At 44.6% G+C, this 17,615-nt stretch carries 16 protein-coding genes; 9 read left to right on the top strand and 7 right to left on the bottom strand.

Annotation, left to right across the window (positions count from 1 at the left end; genetic code table 11):
- Positions 1-2: 2 nt before the first annotated feature.
- Together ABDV94_RS10460 and cyoE are read right to left on the bottom strand one after the other, a co-directional pair.
- Complete coding sequence (locus ABDV94_RS10460; RefSeq protein WP_343747122.1) at positions 3-1,058, bottom strand: hypothetical protein; 1,056 nt, start codon at positions 1,056-1,058, stop codon at positions 3-5.
- A 6-nt stretch (positions 1,059-1,064) separates the two neighbouring features.
- Positions 1,065-1,964: a heme o synthase gene (gene cyoE / locus ABDV94_RS10455; protein WP_343747121.1), complete on the bottom strand. Its 900-nt coding sequence runs from the start codon at positions 1,962-1,964 to the stop codon at positions 1,065-1,067.
- Between the two features lie 505 nt (positions 1,965-2,469).
- Here cyoE and ABDV94_RS10450 point away from each other — a divergent pair.
- Positions 2,470-3,246 (top strand): DUF4382 domain-containing protein, encoded by a 777-nt coding sequence (locus ABDV94_RS10450; protein WP_343747120.1) that lies wholly within the window; start codon positions 2,470-2,472, stop codon positions 3,244-3,246.
- A gap of 494 nt (positions 3,247-3,740) precedes the next feature.
- Here ABDV94_RS10450 and ABDV94_RS10445 read toward each other — a convergent pair whose 3' ends face one another.
- Genes ABDV94_RS10445 through ABDV94_RS10435 form a run of 3 tightly spaced genes read right to left on the bottom strand, consistent with a single transcriptional unit; the run spans position 3,741 to position 7,587 of the window.
- Positions 3,741-5,198, bottom strand: coding sequence for a hypothetical protein (locus tag ABDV94_RS10445; protein ID WP_343747119.1), 1,458 nt, complete (start codon positions 5,196-5,198; stop codon positions 3,741-3,743).
- Between the two features lie 32 nt (positions 5,199-5,230).
- Positions 5,231-6,772 (bottom strand): hypothetical protein, encoded by a 1,542-nt coding sequence (locus ABDV94_RS10440; protein ID WP_343747118.1) that lies wholly within the window; start codon positions 6,770-6,772, stop codon positions 5,231-5,233.
- Complete coding sequence (locus tag ABDV94_RS10435; protein ID WP_343747117.1) at positions 6,769-7,587, bottom strand: 3'(2'),5'-bisphosphate nucleotidase CysQ; 819 nt, start codon at positions 7,585-7,587, stop codon at positions 6,769-6,771. Before ABDV94_RS10435 ends, ABDV94_RS10440 begins: the two co-directional genes overlap by 4 nt.
- Before the next feature lie 246 nt (positions 7,588-7,833).
- Here ABDV94_RS10435 and deoC point away from each other — a divergent pair, with 246 nt between their 5' ends.
- From deoC to ABDV94_RS10405, 6 genes are all read left to right on the top strand, one after another.
- Positions 7,834-8,754, top strand: coding sequence for a deoxyribose-phosphate aldolase (deoC, locus tag ABDV94_RS10430; RefSeq protein ID WP_343747116.1), 921 nt, complete (start codon positions 7,834-7,836; stop codon positions 8,752-8,754).
- A 40-nt stretch (positions 8,755-8,794) separates the two neighbouring features.
- Positions 8,795-10,282, top strand: coding sequence for an aldehyde dehydrogenase family protein (locus ABDV94_RS10425; RefSeq protein WP_343747115.1), 1,488 nt, complete (start codon positions 8,795-8,797; stop codon positions 10,280-10,282).
- Positions 10,283-10,385: 103 nt separating this feature from the next.
- The gene (locus ABDV94_RS10420; RefSeq protein ID WP_343747114.1) at positions 10,386-11,267 is read left to right on the top strand and encodes an aldehyde dehydrogenase family protein; all 882 of its coding nucleotides are present in this window, start codon (positions 10,386-10,388) and stop codon (positions 11,265-11,267) included.
- Positions 11,268-11,365: 98 nt separating this feature from the next.
- The gene (locus tag ABDV94_RS10415) at positions 11,366-13,093 is read left to right on the top strand and encodes a hypothetical protein (protein ID WP_343747113.1); all 1,728 of its coding nucleotides are present in this window, start codon (positions 11,366-11,368) and stop codon (positions 13,091-13,093) included.
- Entirely contained in the window at positions 13,093-13,818 is a 726-nt protein-coding gene (locus ABDV94_RS10410) for a class I SAM-dependent methyltransferase (protein WP_343747112.1), read from the top strand. Before ABDV94_RS10415 ends, ABDV94_RS10410 begins: the two co-directional genes overlap by 1 nt.
- A 215-nt stretch (positions 13,819-14,033) precedes the next feature.
- On the top strand, positions 14,034-14,615 hold the full coding sequence (locus tag ABDV94_RS10405; protein ID WP_343747111.1) for a hypothetical protein: 582 nt from the start codon (positions 14,034-14,036) through the stop codon (positions 14,613-14,615).
- Positions 14,616-14,716: 101 nt separating this feature from the next.
- Here the strand turns inward: ABDV94_RS10405 and ABDV94_RS10400 are convergent, their stop codons facing one another.
- Complete coding sequence (locus tag ABDV94_RS10400; protein WP_343747110.1) at positions 14,717-15,280, bottom strand: hypothetical protein; 564 nt, start codon at positions 15,278-15,280, stop codon at positions 14,717-14,719.
- 214 nt (positions 15,281-15,494) lie between these two features.
- Positions 15,495-15,872: a glycine cleavage system protein GcvH gene (gcvH, locus tag ABDV94_RS10395; RefSeq protein ID WP_343747109.1), complete on the bottom strand. Its 378-nt coding sequence runs from the start codon at positions 15,870-15,872 to the stop codon at positions 15,495-15,497.
- Positions 15,873-16,059: 187 nt separating this feature from the next.
- Between gcvH and prfB the strand changes: the two genes are divergently transcribed.
- Complete coding sequence (gene prfB, locus ABDV94_RS10390; RefSeq protein WP_343747108.1) at positions 16,060-17,142, top strand: peptide chain release factor 2; 1,083 nt, start codon at positions 16,060-16,062, stop codon at positions 17,140-17,142.
- 104 nt (positions 17,143-17,246) lie between these two features.
- Positions 17,247-17,603 (top strand): arsenate reductase (glutaredoxin), encoded by a 357-nt coding sequence (arsC, locus tag ABDV94_RS10385; RefSeq protein WP_343747107.1) that lies wholly within the window; start codon positions 17,247-17,249, stop codon positions 17,601-17,603.
- Positions 17,604-17,615: the final 12 nt, after the last annotated feature.

Here is a 17,615-nt window from a genome sequence, read left to right as displayed (position 1 = left end):
GTTTAATGAATAAAAAGCAAAAAAAGCAATAAATAAACCCATAATACGCCTAAAAAATGCCAGAAAATGGCAAGGGTGCGTACCGGAAGGAAATTATCTGCTGCTAATTTACCTGAGAATGAACGAATTGAAGCTCTGAGCACGAAGATCAGAGTTACAAGGATGTGAAGTAGGTGCAGAAAAGTTAGCATGAAAAGGTAGGATGTCGCTGTGTCTGAGGCAGATTCCATCTTCAACTGCAATGGAGCACTCAGCGGAATTCCCTTGTAGTACAGGTTTCTGTTCTTGTATTCCAGTTCCTGTTTTTTGTAGTACACCTTGAAATCCTTCCCGAATTTCCCTCTGTGGAAGAAGTCTCCGCGTCCGTCTTTCAGGTGAACAGAAAACTGCTGCAAACGAATCAGATCCACAGGAGTCAGTTTCACGGAATCCTGCACGTAGAAAGCGCCGTTTTTAAATGATACGGGTTGGTGCTTGTATAATAAGGTGTATTTGTCCAGTCCGGAGATCTTCGGATCTTTTTCTGTGTCGATTTTGTCGAATTGTTTTGCGAAATCGGAGACACCTTTTTTCTGTTCGTCCGAAAGTACTTTATCTCCGACCAGGTAATCGTTTCCGTCAACTTCCATGTACTTTCCGTCGATCTGCAGTTCGTAATACGTGCCGTAACGGCCTTCGGAAACGGTGATTTTGGAAACAACGTGTGATCCGTCTTTAAACAGTTCGGAATATCCCACAAACTGGAAGTAGGCAAATCCAACACCTAAAATAAAGGTGAGCGGAACCATCGTTTTCAGGATGTTTGCATTTCCCTTTTGAGCAAGTTTGATCCCGACCGAAAGCACGATACTGCTCAGGATAATCAGAACCGTTGAAATGTAAAATGCCGGCGGAAAATTGTATTTCACCCAAAAAGAGTCTCCGGCGCTTACGATGTAACCGGATGATAAACCTGCAAACAGCATCACTACGCTGAAAATTCCTACGTAAATGAGGTTTTTGCGCATTTTCTCCCGAACCTCGGGAGTCAGTTCCTGATTGTAATCGATTTGCGACATATGCGTTTAAAAAAGTGTGCCGTGCTTCCACAATGCTTCTAAAATATTAGAATCAATTTTGGTGAACACGTATAAAAATTGAACTACCGGAAGCCAGATGAAAGAGGCAAACATGAGCTTTCTGGCATCTGCAATGGTTAAGCTTAAATACAACTTATAGGACTGCAGGAAGAACAGGATCGAACTTGCACCTGCAATGACTAAAGACCAATTGTCTGTCCAGCCCATGAGCCAGGGCAATAATGAAAAAGGGATCATTGCCAGGGAGTAAATCATGATCTGGAATGCGGAACCTTTGGTACGTCCCAATTTAGAAGGAAGCAAGGAAAAACCTGCCTGCTGGTAATCGTCATATGCTACCCAGGCAATTGCCCAGAAATGTGGAAACTGCCACACGAACTGTACAAAGAACAATACTCCCGGAACCAACCCGAAACTGTCGGAACCTGCTACTGCTCCAAGCATCGGGGGAATAGCGCCCGGAAATGCACCCACAAAAACAGCCCATGTTGAAATGCGCTTCATCGGGGTGTAAATAAATACGTAGGAAACAAATGCCGCCAATCCGAGCAACATAGAGCCCAGATTCAGTTGATACAACATCCATAATCCGGGAAGTAAACACACCGCTACAACGATTAATCCTTCGTTAACGGACATTTCGCCCATCGGCAGCGGACGCTTTCCGGTACGGTTCATCAACACATCCAGTTCGCGTTCCCAAATCTGGTTCGAACCGTTGGACGCTGCCGTAACGAGCAAGCCTCCGAGCATTAAGTATGTGATTTCCAGTCCGTCGCTTGCGCCAACAAATAAATAACCGGAGAGAGCAGAGAGAATAACAAGGGCAGAGAGTCTGAATTTCGTGAAACTCATATACATCTTCACTTTTTTGCCGATCCCCATAATTGTTATTTTAAAGACTGCACAAATGTACGCATCCAAGTTGGAAAACGCACCCAACTTCCAATTCAAAATTTTAATTCAGGGTTAAATTAGATTGATTTTAGATAAAGATTATTTCAACTATTCTTTAAAATCACCCAAATGTTACTTCGTTCTTACCTCCTGTTAATTTTGGTAGTTATAATTTAACTTAAAAGATACCTTTGCTATGTATCAGGTTAAGTGAGTTTCTTCTTTGAAACTCTAAAATCGGGTCATAGGTGTGTTAGTTTGAGGGAGGAAGTGGTAAGCCTCCCTCTTTTTTTTGTCCCGAATTTCGGTCATTTTCAAATTGAAACACACCTTTTCATTTTGGCGAACAGCAGATCTTCCCATCATACTCCAATAAACTGTTGTTTTCGCGGAGAATCCCTTTATTTACAGGGTTTTTATCAATAAATACCTTGAGAGAAGATTCTTTTGGCACATCCTTGGCTAGTACCTGTCAAACTTAAAATACACGATTATGAAAAGGTTGCTGTTATTGGTATTGCTGGGGTGCGCGGGATTCACCATGCAGGCGTGTAAAAAGAATAAAGAACTTGCCCAGGGAAAAATGGAAGTTCGCATGACGGATTCCCCGGGGGATTTCGTAGCGTTGAACGTCCAGATCATGAAAATCGAAGCTTACCTGGATAATTCCGGATGGGTGGTTTTGAATGAAACCATGAAGGAAGTCAACATCCTTGATTTGACAAACGGGGCGGAAGTAACCGTTTCCAGTGCAACCAATGTACAAGCAGGCCTATATACGAAATTACGTTTGACCTTTAGCGGACAGAACAGTTTGACATTTAACGGTTCCGCCGGACAAAATACCGTAAACCTGTCGTTCGGGTCGAATTATTCGCACCAGGTTGAGGTTCCGATTCATTGCCAGGTCGACAGCGGATTGACTTCCAGCATTCTGCTCGACTTTAATGTGGCGCTGTCTATTAAAGAAAGCGGACAAGGATTTGAACTGAACCCGGTCATTGCGGAGATCGTTGACCCGAACACGGGTGTGCAGGGACAAATTGAAGGAACTGCTCAGGCAGCCATTACCTTAAGTAACGGAACAGACAGTTTCAGTGCATATACCAGTGAAAGCGGCTATTTCCTGATTCGGGGAGTTCCTTCCGGAACATACGCCCTGAAAATTGAAGGACAGCAGTCCGGAAATGTGCTGGTATTGCAAAAGAATATTCAAAATGTGACGGTTTCCGGTGGACAGATCAAAAGTCTCGGAAGCATTCAGATGTAGTGATTTTGTGGGAGTGAAGGTGAAGAGGAGGAATCCTGATCCTGTGTATGCAGGGTCAGGATTTTATTTTTACCGCAAATGCAAATATCTGATGCGCTTACCGGTCGCATCTTTACTCTGTAAACAATAACATTCAGCATTCATACTATTAGAAGCGAGTGCAGCCTGTCCCGATTTCTTTCGGGAGTAGCCGAGCTAAAAATTTGCGCATTTGCGGTAGAAATGAAGCGTGGGTTCATAGTGTGATGAATACTCTAACTTTTTTGTATCCAAACCTACCTGACTTAAGTACATAATTCCCACTGGTAAGAGCCATAAAAAATCTGTGCATCTGTGGGAAAGATTATTTGAATCTTTTGACGAAATTATCAGAAGAATTTCTGAAAGAGGTTACCAGGCTTAAATACATTAAGTGCCTCCAACGATCGCCTTATAATATTAAGTGAACCCAACCGGTATTCGTTTTCCAGATTTTAATTCCTTTCACTATATCATTAATGAATCTTCCGGTCGTTGAACAGGCTGTTGCGCAGTCCGACGCAGATGAGCGGAGTGGTGCTCTGTCCGAGTTCTCCCCAGCTGTATTGCAGTCCCGCCTGGATGTACATTTCCAGCAAAATCTTGTTGAGGGTAGTCGAAGCGTTTGCCTGGAGAGAAACAGCGCGTTGCGTCATTCCCTGCCCGATGGTGTTTCCGTATTCTTTCGGGTGAGACGTATAGCTTTTATAAATGTCTCCTCCGTAACTGATCGAAGAGTTGTCGTAGCCTTTCAGGTAGAAGGATGAGAACAATGTCAGCTGGAAATGATTGAAGGGAATCTTTGCGGTGGCAAGTAGTTCTGCAAAATTACTTCCCAGGTAATGACCCAGCGGTAAACCTAAAGCTCCGTTGTTTTGACCACTTGAAATATGCGAGAAGGTATAGGGACGCACGACATTTCCTTCCAGCATATACGACCATTTTTTGAATCTCCCTTTGATTCCGAGCTGTGCCCCGTATTTGTTGGCCCACCATTTTGACCGGTTTTTAATTTCTTTCAACACAAATTCATCCAGCGGCAACTGGAAATAAATGCAGTGTCTTTTCTGAGCGAACGAATAAGATGTTTGAAGTGCCAGTAAAATATTGTCGGTGGAGCCGAGGCTGTATTCCTGCGGTCGGAAGAAAACAAACGGATTGAGGTATTCTACTTCGTAGCCGCGTTTGTAGGTGCTGTCCTTTCCCTGGAAAACAACCGATTCCAGGAGCATGACGTTGAAGTTCGAACCGATGTTGACACTTAAATAATGAGTCGTGTTGTATTTCCAGTCCCGTGTTTTAGTTGTGTAATTGTTGTCGTGCATGAATTGGTAAAGCAGTCCGTATTCCAGGTTCCAGAAGTTCACGCGGAACATGACAAACGGATTCGGTGCAACCTGGTCTCCCTGGATCAGTGAGCGGTAGCCTTCCCCGAAAAACTGGTTGTCGATCCCGGTGCTGATGTGGAGCATCTCATTCGGAGTGTAGCCGATTCGTGTGCGGATATCCGTAAACCAATAAGAACTCCGGTTCTGCAATGGGGAAAACGCGACGTGAGATTGGGTATAGTCCTCGCGCAGGCTCCATCCCGACGTGAGCTGGGTGCGATTGTACCATTTTCCCCAGGTTTTTTCGACATTGAAACCGACGGCTGCCCGGTAATTCACGGCGGTATCGTACTGAAAATAACTATCCGCTGCCGGAAGAATGGCGAAACCTCTTCCACGTCCCTGCGGGCTGAAAGTGCTGTTGGAAACAACCGTTTTTTCGTTGATGATGATTGTGTCCGGTTTTTCCAGTACGATAGGCACATAGCGAATCATCGGTTGAATAGCGGCATGAACCGAACGTGAAGACGGGGAATCCTGTTTCAGGTTAAAATGCCGGATGCGGTCGATCGTTCCCTGGGAGAAGCTCCTGTTGCAGAACAACATGCATACAAATACTATGAGGGTTTGAACGCGCATCAGAAGTCGAAATAATGATTGTTAAGTGCTGTGCGGAGTCCGATTCCAAACCAATAGGATTGTTGATCCTGCAGTGGCTTTTTCACCATGCGCAGTTTGGCCGATCCGAAAATTTCGAGTCCGTAGGAACGATTGAAATTATACCCGATTTCGAGATTTTCGTACAACACCTGTTGATTTAGGCCTGTATTGGCTGCATAAATGGGTAAAAGCTGCCTGTAATTACCCGACTGGTTGAGGTAGTAATTGGTCGATGAACTCACGAACAGGTGATTCCATTCGGCACGCAGTCTTAAAACCAACTCATCCACTCCTGCTCCCATCGGGTGACCGATCGGTAAGTTGAAATTGCTGTAGTGAATGCGCGGATTCGAAGCCTGGTAAGCATTTGCGGAAGTGTGATTGTATTCCACATGAATCAGGTAGTGGTGAGATTTGAACGGCCAGTAGCGCAGCCCGATTTGTCCCACATCACTGGCTTTGGTGTACGGATTCCGGCCATATTGACCATACACAAGCAGTTTCCAAACCCGCCAGTTGAAATCCAGTCCGAGGTACGCATAGCTTTTTCCGTTAATTCCTTCCTGGATGGTTGCCGCGCCGGGAATCGGGATATAAAAACCGCCTTCCACCGCTTGCTTTTGAAGGGAGTCTCCCCGTGTCCAGGTTCCGCCTTCCACCAATCCGATCCGGAGGTGTTTGGTAGGTTGGAAGTAGATCGTTGCGAGACTGAGTGCTTTTCGTTCATACAATGCTTCGCCGTTGGTCGAAAACGGGATGCGGAGCATGTTAAGTCCCTGCATGCGGATGAGCTGGAAATTCCATTTTTCCCCCAGGGAATAATTAATGCGGAAGTTCATGGTTGGCAGCGAATTATCTGAATACAGGACAGAGCGGTAACCACTTCCGATGAAAACGGGGCTGTTTCCAACGGTAACAGATAAACTTTTCAATACCTGCCATTGCACCATTCCGGTAGCGTAGGCATAATCAAACCCGTTCGATTTAAATGGTTTGGTGCGTGCTCCGCCAGGAACTACGCCATTCACCTGGGAATAGTTTGAATCGCCCGGATTGGGGTAAAATTCGCCATGGTTGGTGACGTATTGCTGTACATAATATGGAAATACTGCCTGGTTTTCGTAAAACGATCCGGAAAAGAAGACTTTGTTTTTCATGCTTCCTTCAATCCGGACACCCCGGACATTGAGGTATTGCCGCATACTGGTGTCTCCCCGTTCAACGCCTGTTTGCAGATCCAGGATCGGGCTGATCCAGATCGAACCTTCCTTTTTGCTGAGTTGGATCAATTCACGCTGATAGACAAAATACCCAACATCGGAGTAACGCAGTTTTTGTTCTTTGACGGTGTTGTAATAGTTTACCTGTTGGTCGTTCACGGGAAAAACCGGTGCGAACGATGAATCGGTGAAAAAGGCAACATCTCTGAAATAACTTTCGATAGGTAAAACGCGGTATTGCTGTCCCCAGGCTGAAGAAACAAGTATCAGTGAAAGAAAAATGTTCAGTAGCAGTTTCATTTTTTCAACCGGTCGATCACAGCTTTTGATTTTACAATAAAGTAGGGATTATACAGATTTTCCTTGTTGTACGATAGAGGTTGACCCGTTTCGGCATGTTCCACAATTCCGCCCAAAGCTTCTATAATAGCCTGTCCTGCAGCAATATCCCATTCCATGGTTGGCGCAAATCTCGGGTACACATCAGCGATTCCAAGGGCAATGTCGAAAAACTTCAACGCACTTCCTTTCTTGACGAATTCCACTTCTCCGAAAACTTCGCGCATCACCTGGTTGAATTTTAGTTCTGTTCCCGAATGGTGCGAACGGCTTCCGGCAATTTGCAGCGGATCGTTGACGGCTTCCTGCGGAGAGATTGTTCTCCAATTTTCCGGGTTGTTCAATTCGGCGAATGGAACCACTGCCGGAGTGATGTCTTTTCCCCCGATCAGGATTTCTTCGTTAACCGGAGAAGCAATGAATCCCAGAACAGGCCGGTTTTGATGAATCAGCGCGATGCAGATGGCAAACTCACCGTTTTTCTTGATGAATTCCTTGGTGCCATCCAGTGGATCCACGATCCAGACACTGTCCCACTGCCTGCGGTCTTCAAACGCAGCATTCCGTATTTCTTCCATGATGGCAGGAACGTTTGTTTGTTCCAATGCTTGTTTGATGATGGCATTGGAAAGCAAATCTGCTTTGGTCACAGGGCTTCCGTCTACTTTGATGTTTGGGTCGAAATCAGTCTCGTATACCTGCATAATGGCTTCCGAAGCTTCTACGCAGGCTTTCAGTACGATAGGAACAAATGTGTGAATGTCTGAAGGATTCATTGGTTAAAAATAAGGAGAAAAGAGGACATTGGAGAAAAAATTGGCTGATAATGAAAGATATCGCGGGAAAACCGGCATTTTCAGTTTTGGGGGATAAGTGTAAGGATATCCACCAGCTACCCGGGTAAATAATTACCGCCTGTTTCATCTTTTTCTTGCTAATTCCTTTTAGCTCGATTTCTTTCCTAAAAATTAACCCCCGATTCATTTCCTCTAAGTATCTTTGATTAAATCCCATTCAGTTACATGAATAGAAATAAAACACTCAAAAATATCCCTGATTTCAAGCTTTCACCATCGATAGACAAAGTGGGAGTGGAAGAGCGTGTGGCGCGTTTTCAAACCAGGAGCATCAAGAACGAAGCAAAAATTCAAGGACTGAAGCTGGTTTTGAACATGATCGACTTAACGACGCTCGAGGGAAAAGATACTCCGGGGAAAGTACGTCAGATGTGCTACAAAGCCCAGCATTTGCATGATGCCTATCCGGGACTGCCAACTGTTGCGGCGATCTGTGTTTATCCGACCATGGTTGCCGAAGCAAAAAAAGCATTGGGAGATTCGGGGATCAAGGTAGCATCTGTTTCGACGGCATTTCCGAGTGGACAATCCACGCGTGAAATCAAACTGGAAGATACCCGCTTTGCCGTGGAAAATGGTGCGGATGAAATCGACATGGTGATCTCGAGGGGAAAATTCCTGGCGGGAGAATACGATTTTGTGTTCGATGAAATTGCGGCGATTAAAGAGGCATGCGGAAAAGCCCGGCTGAAAGTGATTTTGGAAACAGGTGAACTGGCTTCACTTGACCAGGTTCGCAGAGCGAGCGATATCGCGATGTATGCCGGAGCAGATTTTATCAAAACCTCAACGGGGAAAATCCAGCCGGCAGCAACGATGCAGGTAACGTATACCATGCTGTGCGCGATCAAGGATTTTTACCTGAAAACCGGCATACAAGTTGGAATGAAGCCTGCTGGAGGAATTTCTTCTTCCAAACTGGCATTGCACAACCTGGTGATGGTAAAAGAAACACTCGGAAATGAGTGGCTGAATAATGAATGGTTCCGTTTCGGGGCAAGTTCATTGGCAAACGACGTCCTGATGCAATTGGTGAAGCAGCAAACGGGACATTATCAGAACGCAGATTATTTTTCAATAGATTAAAATTTAGTTTCCCCTTCGAAGGGGGAGCAAGGGGGAGGATATGGCAAAAAAAGACAAGCAACAAAAAACCGAATCGTTCGATTTCAATGGTGGATGGGATTACAGCCCGAGTCCGGAAAGCGTCAGTCATGTGAAATTGAAAGCGCGCTATGATCTGTACATCGACGGGAAATTTGTAGCACCAAATTCCGGGAAATACTTTCAGTCTACGAATCCGGCGACGGAAAAAGTGCTGGCAGAAGTAGCTCACGCCAATGAAGCAGACGTAGATAAAGCGGTAAAAGCAGCGCGGAAAGCCTACGAAGCTGTTTGGTCGAAATTGTCCGCCAAAGAACGTGGGAAATACATCTACCGCATTGCCCGACTGATGCAGGAAAGAGCCCGCGAACTGGCTGTTGTTGAAACACTGGATGCCGGTAAAACCATCCGTGAATCACGCGATGTGGACGTGCCGCTGGCATGCAATCACTTTTTCTACTATGCCGGCTGGGCAGATAAGCTGGAATATGCGTTTCCAAACCAAAAGGTGAGTTCCCTGGGAGTTGCCGGACAAATCATTCCGTGGAACTTCCCGTTGCTGATGGCAGCCTGGAAAATTGCTCCGGCACTGGCGGCAGGAAATACCGTGGTGCTCAAACCGGCAGAAACAACGCCGCTTACAGCCATGCTCCTGGCCGAAATTATCCATGAAAGCGGACTTCCGGCGGGAGTGGTGAATATTGTGACCGGTTACGGAGGCACCGGAGCAGCCATTGTGAACCATGATGACGTCAATAAAATTGCCTTTACGGGTTCCACAAATGTTGGAAAGATCATTCAGAAAGCCATTGCCGGAACGGGTAAAAAACTGACCCTGGAATTGGGCGGGAAATCGGCAAACATCGTTTTTGAAGACGCACCGATCGACCAGGCAGTAGAAGGGATTGTGAACGGGATTTTCTTCAACCAGGGACACGTATGTTGTGCAGGATCCCGCTTGTTTGTGCAGGAATCTGTGGCAAATGAAGTGATTCGTAAATTGAAAGACCGCTTGGACACCTTGTATGTCGGAGATCCGTTGGATAAAAACACCGATATCGGGGCGATCAACTCCAAAGAACAATACGATACCATTCAGAAATACATCGAAATAGGGAAACAGGAAGGAGCGGAAATGTATGAAAGCACCTGCTCCATTCCGAAAAACGGATTGTTTATCCGGCCTACTTTGTTCACCGATGTGGCGCAGTCGAGCAGAATTGCACAGGAAGAAATCTTCGGACCGGTACTGACGATTCAAACCTTCCGCACCATTGATGAAGTGATTCAGAAAGCGAATAATTCACCATACGGCTTAGCAGCCGGAGTTTGGACGGATAAAGGTTCCCGAATCTTCAATCTCACTGCGAAACTGCGTGCCGGAGTAGTTTGGGCAAACACATATAATAAATTCGATCCTACTTCCCCTTTCGGCGGCTATAAAGAAAGCGGCTTCGGAAGAGAAGGAGGTTTGCAGGGGTTGGGTGCTTATTTGAAAATAGAAAGATAACTTCAAATTCTGCCACCCTCCTTAATCCTCCCTCAAGGGAGGAGACAGATTGAAATTTCTCCCTTTGAAGGGGGATGGCTGAAAAAAACAATATTTACAAACTATGTCAAGATTGGAAATACTAAAAACATACAAAATCTTCATCGGCGGACAATTCCCGAGAACAGAATCAGGAAGATATTACACGCCCCTTGACAAGAAAGGTCAGCCTTTGGCAAACATGTGTTTGTCTTCGCGCAAAGATTTTCGAAATGCAGTAGTAGCGGCCCGCAAAGCATTTGGTTCGTGGTCGGAAAGAGCGGCATTTAACCGCGGGCAGATTTTGTACCGCATTGCGGAAATGCTCGAAGGACGAAAAGCGCAGTTTGTAGAAGAGTTGGTAAAGCAGGGAAGTACGGAAGCAAAAGCGAAGCAGGAAGTGGAACTGTCTATTGACCGCTGTGTGTATTATGCCGGCTGGTGCGATAAGTACCAGCAGGTTTTCAGTTCGGTGAACCCGGTGGCAAGCAGTCATTTCAATTTTTCAGCTTTGGAACCGATGGGAGTTGTCGGAATTATTGCCTCGCAAACAAACAGCTTGATTGGTTTGGTTTCAACAATTTTACCGGTCATTGCGGGAGGAAATACCTGTGTGGTTCTGGCATCTGAAAAACTGCCGTTATGTGCAATCACTTTTGCGGAAGTATTGGCAACATCCGATCTTCCGGGCGGGGTAGTGAATATTCTGACCGGAACTGAGAAAGAATTGCTCGATCAATTCCACAGTCACATGGATGTAAACGCAGTAGTTTATGCCGGTGGAAATGCAGAAAACGCAACAATCATTGAAGCGGGTGCCGATTGCAATGTAAAACGGGTATTTGTTTATGAGAAGGATTTCACAAAAGAAGCCGATGAAAGTCCGTATTACATCACAGACCTGCAGGAATTGAAAACAACCTGGCACCCGATTGAGCAGATCGGCGGAGCTACAAGTAGTTACTAAACCGCAACGAGTGAAGTTTTCAGACGGACATTTGTGTTCTGCAGATTTTTTGAAGTAACCTTTTTGGAAAGATCATCATATAGCAGAAAACAACAGGCATGATTAGACCCGTTTTACTACTTTTTTCTCTTTTGTTGATTCTTGACAGTTTCGGCCAGGATCAAAAATTCGTCAGGTTATTGGGGAATGATTTTGAGCCTATTCAGGCAAGGAAGAGTATTCCGTATATGGAACCCGACCCATCATATAAAACAATCCCAAGCACAACGATTCTTCACGATACTTCGGGGTTGGTGTATCTTAATGAATACCTGCTTTTCAGAAATTACATCCCTGCTCAGAAAGCAGGGGCAAGTTACCTGAAAACAACGTTTGTAAGCAATGCGGAATACCAGGAGTTTCAGAATTGGGTGAGAGATTCGAATGCAAGGGAAAAGATTTATCAGGGGATACCATCAGACGAAGAAGCATTGAAATACCTGGAAACGGATGTGAAGGAGATTCGCAAAAGAACAGGTTCTGAATTAAGTCCTTATCGCAATGAGCGGGCATATCCGTTCAATTGGAAAAAGCAGTTCAACTATACCGATCCTGAATTGATGCCGTTGTTGGCGGATATGTATTTGCCTAAGCCGGAACGATTTTATGGAAAAAGAGAGTTTGATAAAAGAAAATTCACTTATTTCTATCTTGTTCCATTAAAAGAAAGTGATTCTCCGCTGAGGCTTTATACCGTTTTGATTGATCACCCGGCGTTTTGGGCCAATCAATCGGTTTCCTGTAATGATGAGTTTGCTGTTTTGGGGCAAGGGTATGACTGCTTACTTCCCGCTTCTCCCGTAATTGGGCTAACCGGAATGCAGGCTCATGCATTTTGTCGCTGGAAAGAAGTGCAATTGCAGCAGCAGCTGGATCAACAACATATTCCTTACCGGGTTCGGGTGACACTTCCTATGATCCATGAACTCACAGAAATGCCGTCCGGATTAACTGTTCCGGAAAGGAATTATACCACTCAATGGAAAATCCGCGTTCAGGATTACCGTGCTTTTGTAGAAGCTGTTCGTGATTCCGTTTTGATAGAAGCACTGTATGCTGAACTGAGCATTTCTTCACCAGGAGAAGCCGCAAAATTGCTTCGTTCTCAAACCAGTTATTTCGACGAGTATCATTTGGTCTGCAAGGAATTCGATCCGAAAGACACAGCAATGAACCGGGATTATTTTTCATTGAAGCAGGATAAGAATCTGGTGAAAAAATATTCCGGTCTGCTAAAAGCTATTGAAAGCAGGGTGAAAGAAAGGCTCGATTGGTATGTTTATTTCCGAATGGATATTGCAGAAAAAGCCATTGTTGGAACTCCGGAAGTTCGAGAGGTGAGAGCAGGGGAAGGTTATCAATCGGAACCAAAACGACTCGAGATATTGGAGATAAATGACTTAACCGGCGAACCTGTCGGAATGGATATGGAACTTGAGTGGAGCAATCAATTGGGGAATGGAGCCGGAGTAAGAGATCATGAAAACTATTCCCGTTTTATTTTGCGTGATTCGATCCGCACCACTCCGTCTATTCCGATCGAAACACAAAAACCGGAGGATGTGATGAAAGGGATTACCTATGCACAGGCGTTGGCTTATTATCATTGGAAATGCCCGGTTTGGAAAGCAAAAACTTCGGACAACTGGCAGTATTATATTTATCCGGATGAAACACAATTCGGTAAAATTCAGCAGGGAGAGCAGTTGATTATTCCGGAACACCGGTTGAGTTATCCTTCTCCCGTTTTTCGCTATGTAGTTACATTTATTCCATTCAATCAATAATGAAAGACAATTTCTCATCCAATTCTGAAAATTACGCGCAATACCGGCCTTCCTACCCGGATGAGGTCTTTGCGTTTCTCCAAACAATTCTCCCGGATAGCAAGCGCGCCTGGGATTGTGCGACCGGAAACGGACAGATTGCCAAAAAATTGGTCGATTTGTTTGATGCGGTTGAAGCGACAGATTTAAGCGAAAATCAATTGAAAAATGCGGTTTCTCATCCGAAAATCCGCTATTCGAAACAACTGGCGGAAGCAACGAATTTCCCGGATGCCTCTTTTGATTGTGTCACGGTTGGTCAGGCAATCCATTGGTTTGATTTCGAAAAATTCTACCGGGAAGTGCGCCGGGTTTTGAAGCCGGACGGTTTATTGGTGGTGCTTGGTTACGGAAATATCCGGGTCGAAAACGAGGCTGTTCAAAACGTTATTGGAAAATTGTATTCGGAAATCCTGGATGGGTATTGGGATCCGGAACGGCATTTTATCGATGAGAACTACCAAACAATTCCATTTCCCTTTGAAGAAATCGCCCACCCGGAATTTGAGATCCGGAATACCTGGAGCCGTGAACAACTTTTGGGCTATTTGAATACCTGGTCGGCGGTCAAGCATTATTCAGACAAACACAAAATGAATCCGATCGATCTGATCCTTCCCGAATTCCCGGATTTTGATTCCGTAAATAGTGTGTTTCCCGTTCTAATACGGCCAGGGAAAAGGTGAGTTAATTATTACCCGGGTAAGTGGTGGATATCCTTGCACTTATCTCCTTTACTTCTTCATTTCGGAGCTTGTTTTTTCATTTTGAAAAATTTTCACATATTTTTTCATTTTGAAATATACGGCTCAATCCCTTGCTACATCTGCGTTTCCGCTATTTACACCTCGTTGTGGCACAGCCCTTGCCTTTGGTTAAGCGAACCAAAAATAGATGAGTTATGGAAAAGATGAAATTAAAGAACCTGTTCCTGATCGGGACGATCGCAGCAGGTTTGATGGCAGCAACGCCTTCTTTTGCCGGAAATACGGAAGGTTCAATTGAAGGTAACCGATTCCTGCATCGACGGGAATACAAAGACATGAAAGCAACCATGTCGCGGATTGAAAAAGATCGTGAGCGAATTGCGTTCCACAAGGCCGAATTCAAGAAAAACAAAGAAGCCAAACTGGTCATCGAATCGCACATGAGTAAAAAGGAAATCCGGAAAGCAAAAGCAGACTTGAAACGAGACAAAAAATATCTGCGCATCGATAAACGAGATTTGCAATCCGACCAAAACGTAGCAATCCGACAATCAAACCTGGAACGCAAAGAAGCGAAAAAAGAATTGCGTGCCGCGAAAAAAGAGTTGCGTAAAGATACCCGTCAGGGAAACACAGCAGATTTGAAAAAAGACGCTGCCCGAGTAGAGTATCTGACTCTCAAAAAAGAATTGAAAACAAAACAATCTGAGGCTTTGAAAGATGATGTATATGCATTCTTCATCTACCTCGACGACGAAATTAGTGACGTTGTTTAATAGTAGCAGATTAGACACATAAATGGGGGCTGTAAGATAGGGGACAGCCCCTTTTTTATTTCCAAAAAGTTCAAAAGTTGAATCCTTTGAACCGTTTTTTTCTATTTCTTCACCCGCTTCAACGTAAACGGTTCCACATGGATCAAATCACTTTTGTAGTATTTGTCAATTTTGGAATCATCGATCGTTACCACAAATGTTTCGGTCAGTTCTCCGGATTCCTCATCCAGGCTGGTATCCGTTGTCACATTTGAAAAGAAAGACTTCAATTGCTCAGCAGTTACGCCCGATTTCGCATTCATGGAATGAAACTCAAAATCCTTTCCTTTTGCAACCACTTTGAATACATTCAGTACAGGCGCTTTTCCCATGCACAGGTAGTATTGTTTGCCTAGTTTGGTAACAGAAATAGAATCATTGATCTTCATATGTGAATCACCGTCCGGGTTCGATACGATCAGTTCATCGGCTTTAATCTGGATGGTTGTCTTCATATCTGCACCTTCCATCATTCCCTGGAAACTTTCCGGGTAAACCAATTCATACGAACCGATCATGGATTTTGGGAACGACTTTTCTGCCTTTCCGGGAGCATTGGTGGAAGTGACAATGGTACAGGAATTCAAAAAGATCAGAAGACCTGTGATGTACAGCGCTATTTTCATCAGACAATTTTTTGTGAAAGTTACTATTAAAAATTAGTTGAAACGGGAAAATTCAAAAACCATGCCTTGAAAACCATGCCGGGAAATGATCCGTTTTGAATGATCGGGAAGGATTCCACCCTTGATAATTGATAACTACCAGTTTCATAATTAAAAAAAACTCCGACCCGCATCAACGAATCAGAGTTCTCAATTATCTTAAAAGAAATGTGTATTATCCTACCAAAGCCTGGTATCCTGCAGCATCCAGCAACGCCTCTACTTCAGCAGGGTTTGAAATTTTTACTTTGATCATCCAACCGTCTCCGTAAGGATCTGTGTTTACTGCTTCCGGGTTAGACTCCAAACCTTCGTTAAACTCAATGATTTCTCCTGAAAGCGGCATAAACAAATCAGAAACTGTTTTTACAGCCTCTACGGAACCGAAAACTTCTTCCTGATCCAAAGTTTCACCTACCGTTTCAATCTCGACGTAAACGATATCACCCAACTCACCCTGAGCAAAGTCTGTAATACCGATTGTTGCAACATCACCTTCAACACTTACCCACTCGTGGTCTTTTGTGTATTTTAAATTAGCTGGAATATTCATCTTGTTTTTCGTTTAAAGTCTTTTTCCTTTTCTCAGTGCAAATGTAATTTTTTTTAAGTTTTAAAAAAGAATCCGCAGTTCTTTATAGGATTTTAATCCTACTTTTCACATGTTAGCCATTTTATCTGAAACTTCATACTTCTTTCTTTTCAATTATCCATTTTCATTTTTCAATTAACTTTGCGCTATGGTAAACAGTGACCAACTTAAAGAAATTAATCAGCGCATTGACGCGATTGCGAGTTATCTGAAAATTCCGGAAAAGCAACTGGAATTGCGTGAATCCGAGCTGAAAACGCAGGATCCGGGGTTTTGGGACGATCCCAAAAAAGCCGAAGCACAGATGAAAACGATCCGCGGATTGAAATTCTGGATCGAATCATATAACACCCTGAAATCTCAGTCTGACGACCTCGAAGTACTGATGGATTTCGTGCGCGAAGGCGCTGCGGAAGAATCCGAATGCGACGAAGCATACAAAAACCTGCTCGCGACCATCGAAGAAGTGGAGTTGAAAAACATGCTTTCCGGTGAAGAAGATGCATTGAGCGCCGTGCTTCAGATTACTGCAGGAGCCGGTGGAACGGAAGCCTGCGACTGGGCGGGAATGCTTATGCGCATGTACCTGATGTGGGCTGAGAAAAGTGGTTACAAAGTAAAAGAACTGAACTTCCAGGAAGGCGATGTAGCCGGAATCAAAACCGTTACGCTGGAAATCGAAGGAGAATTTGCATTCGGTTACCTGAAAGGAGAAAACGGAATTCACCGCCTGGTGCGTGTGAGTCCCTACAACTCCCAGGGAAAACGCATGACATCTTTTGCATCGGTATACGTTTACCCGTCGGTGGATGACACGATTGAAATCTACGTCAACCCGGCAGACATTACCTTCGAAACCTTCCGTTCCGGTGGTGCGGGTGGACAGAACGTCAACAAGGTCGAAACGGCCGTTCGTTTGCGACACGCTCCGTCCGGAATTATCATCGAAAACTCCGAGTCGCGCTCCCAGCTGGCGAACAAAGAAAAAGCCATGCAGTTGCTGCGCTCCCAGTTATACGAGATCGAATTGCGTAAACGTGCCGAATCACGGGAACAAATCGAAGCAGGTAAGAAGAAAATCGAGTGGGGATCACAAATCCGAAGCTACGTCCTGGATGATCGCCGCGTGAAAGACCACCGGACTGATTACACCGTAAACGATCCGGATAAAGTACTCGACGGGGATTTGCTTCCTTTCCTGAAGTCGTATTTGATGATGTACGGAAACTAATAAAGACTATAGACTCAGGAGGCAAGACAAAAGACTTGAATTCACCTTACAGTCAGAATTTGTCTTGACTCTTTCGTCTTAATAGTCTGATGTCCTAAAAGAAAATGAAAACAATCATATACCACAATAACCGTTGTTCCAAAAGCCGTGAAGGGCTGTGTATTCTGGAAGAAAGCGGCGCAGATGTTGAAATCCGGGATTATTTGCATGTTCCTCCGACTTACGAGGAATTGGACGAATTGTTGAAATTACTGAAAGCAAAACCGCTCGACATCATCCGCCAGAAAGAAGAAATCTTCAAGGAAAAATATGCCGGAAAAACGCGTACGCGGAAACAGTGGATCCAGGCCATGATCAAATACCCGGTTCTCATCGAACGGCCGATTGTCGTGAAAGGCGATCAGGCAGTTGTTGGCAGGCCTCCGAGTCTGATCAAAGACCTGCTTTCCAACAACGATTAATCTTTGATAATC

Origin of the sequence: Fluviicola sp., assembly GCF_039596355.1 — a bacterium.
Lineage (GTDB): Bacteria > Bacteroidota > Bacteroidia > Flavobacteriales_D > Crocinitomicaceae > Fluviicola.
Note: the sequence above shows the minus strand (reverse complement) of the source record. Positions and strands in the feature narration are given on the sequence as shown.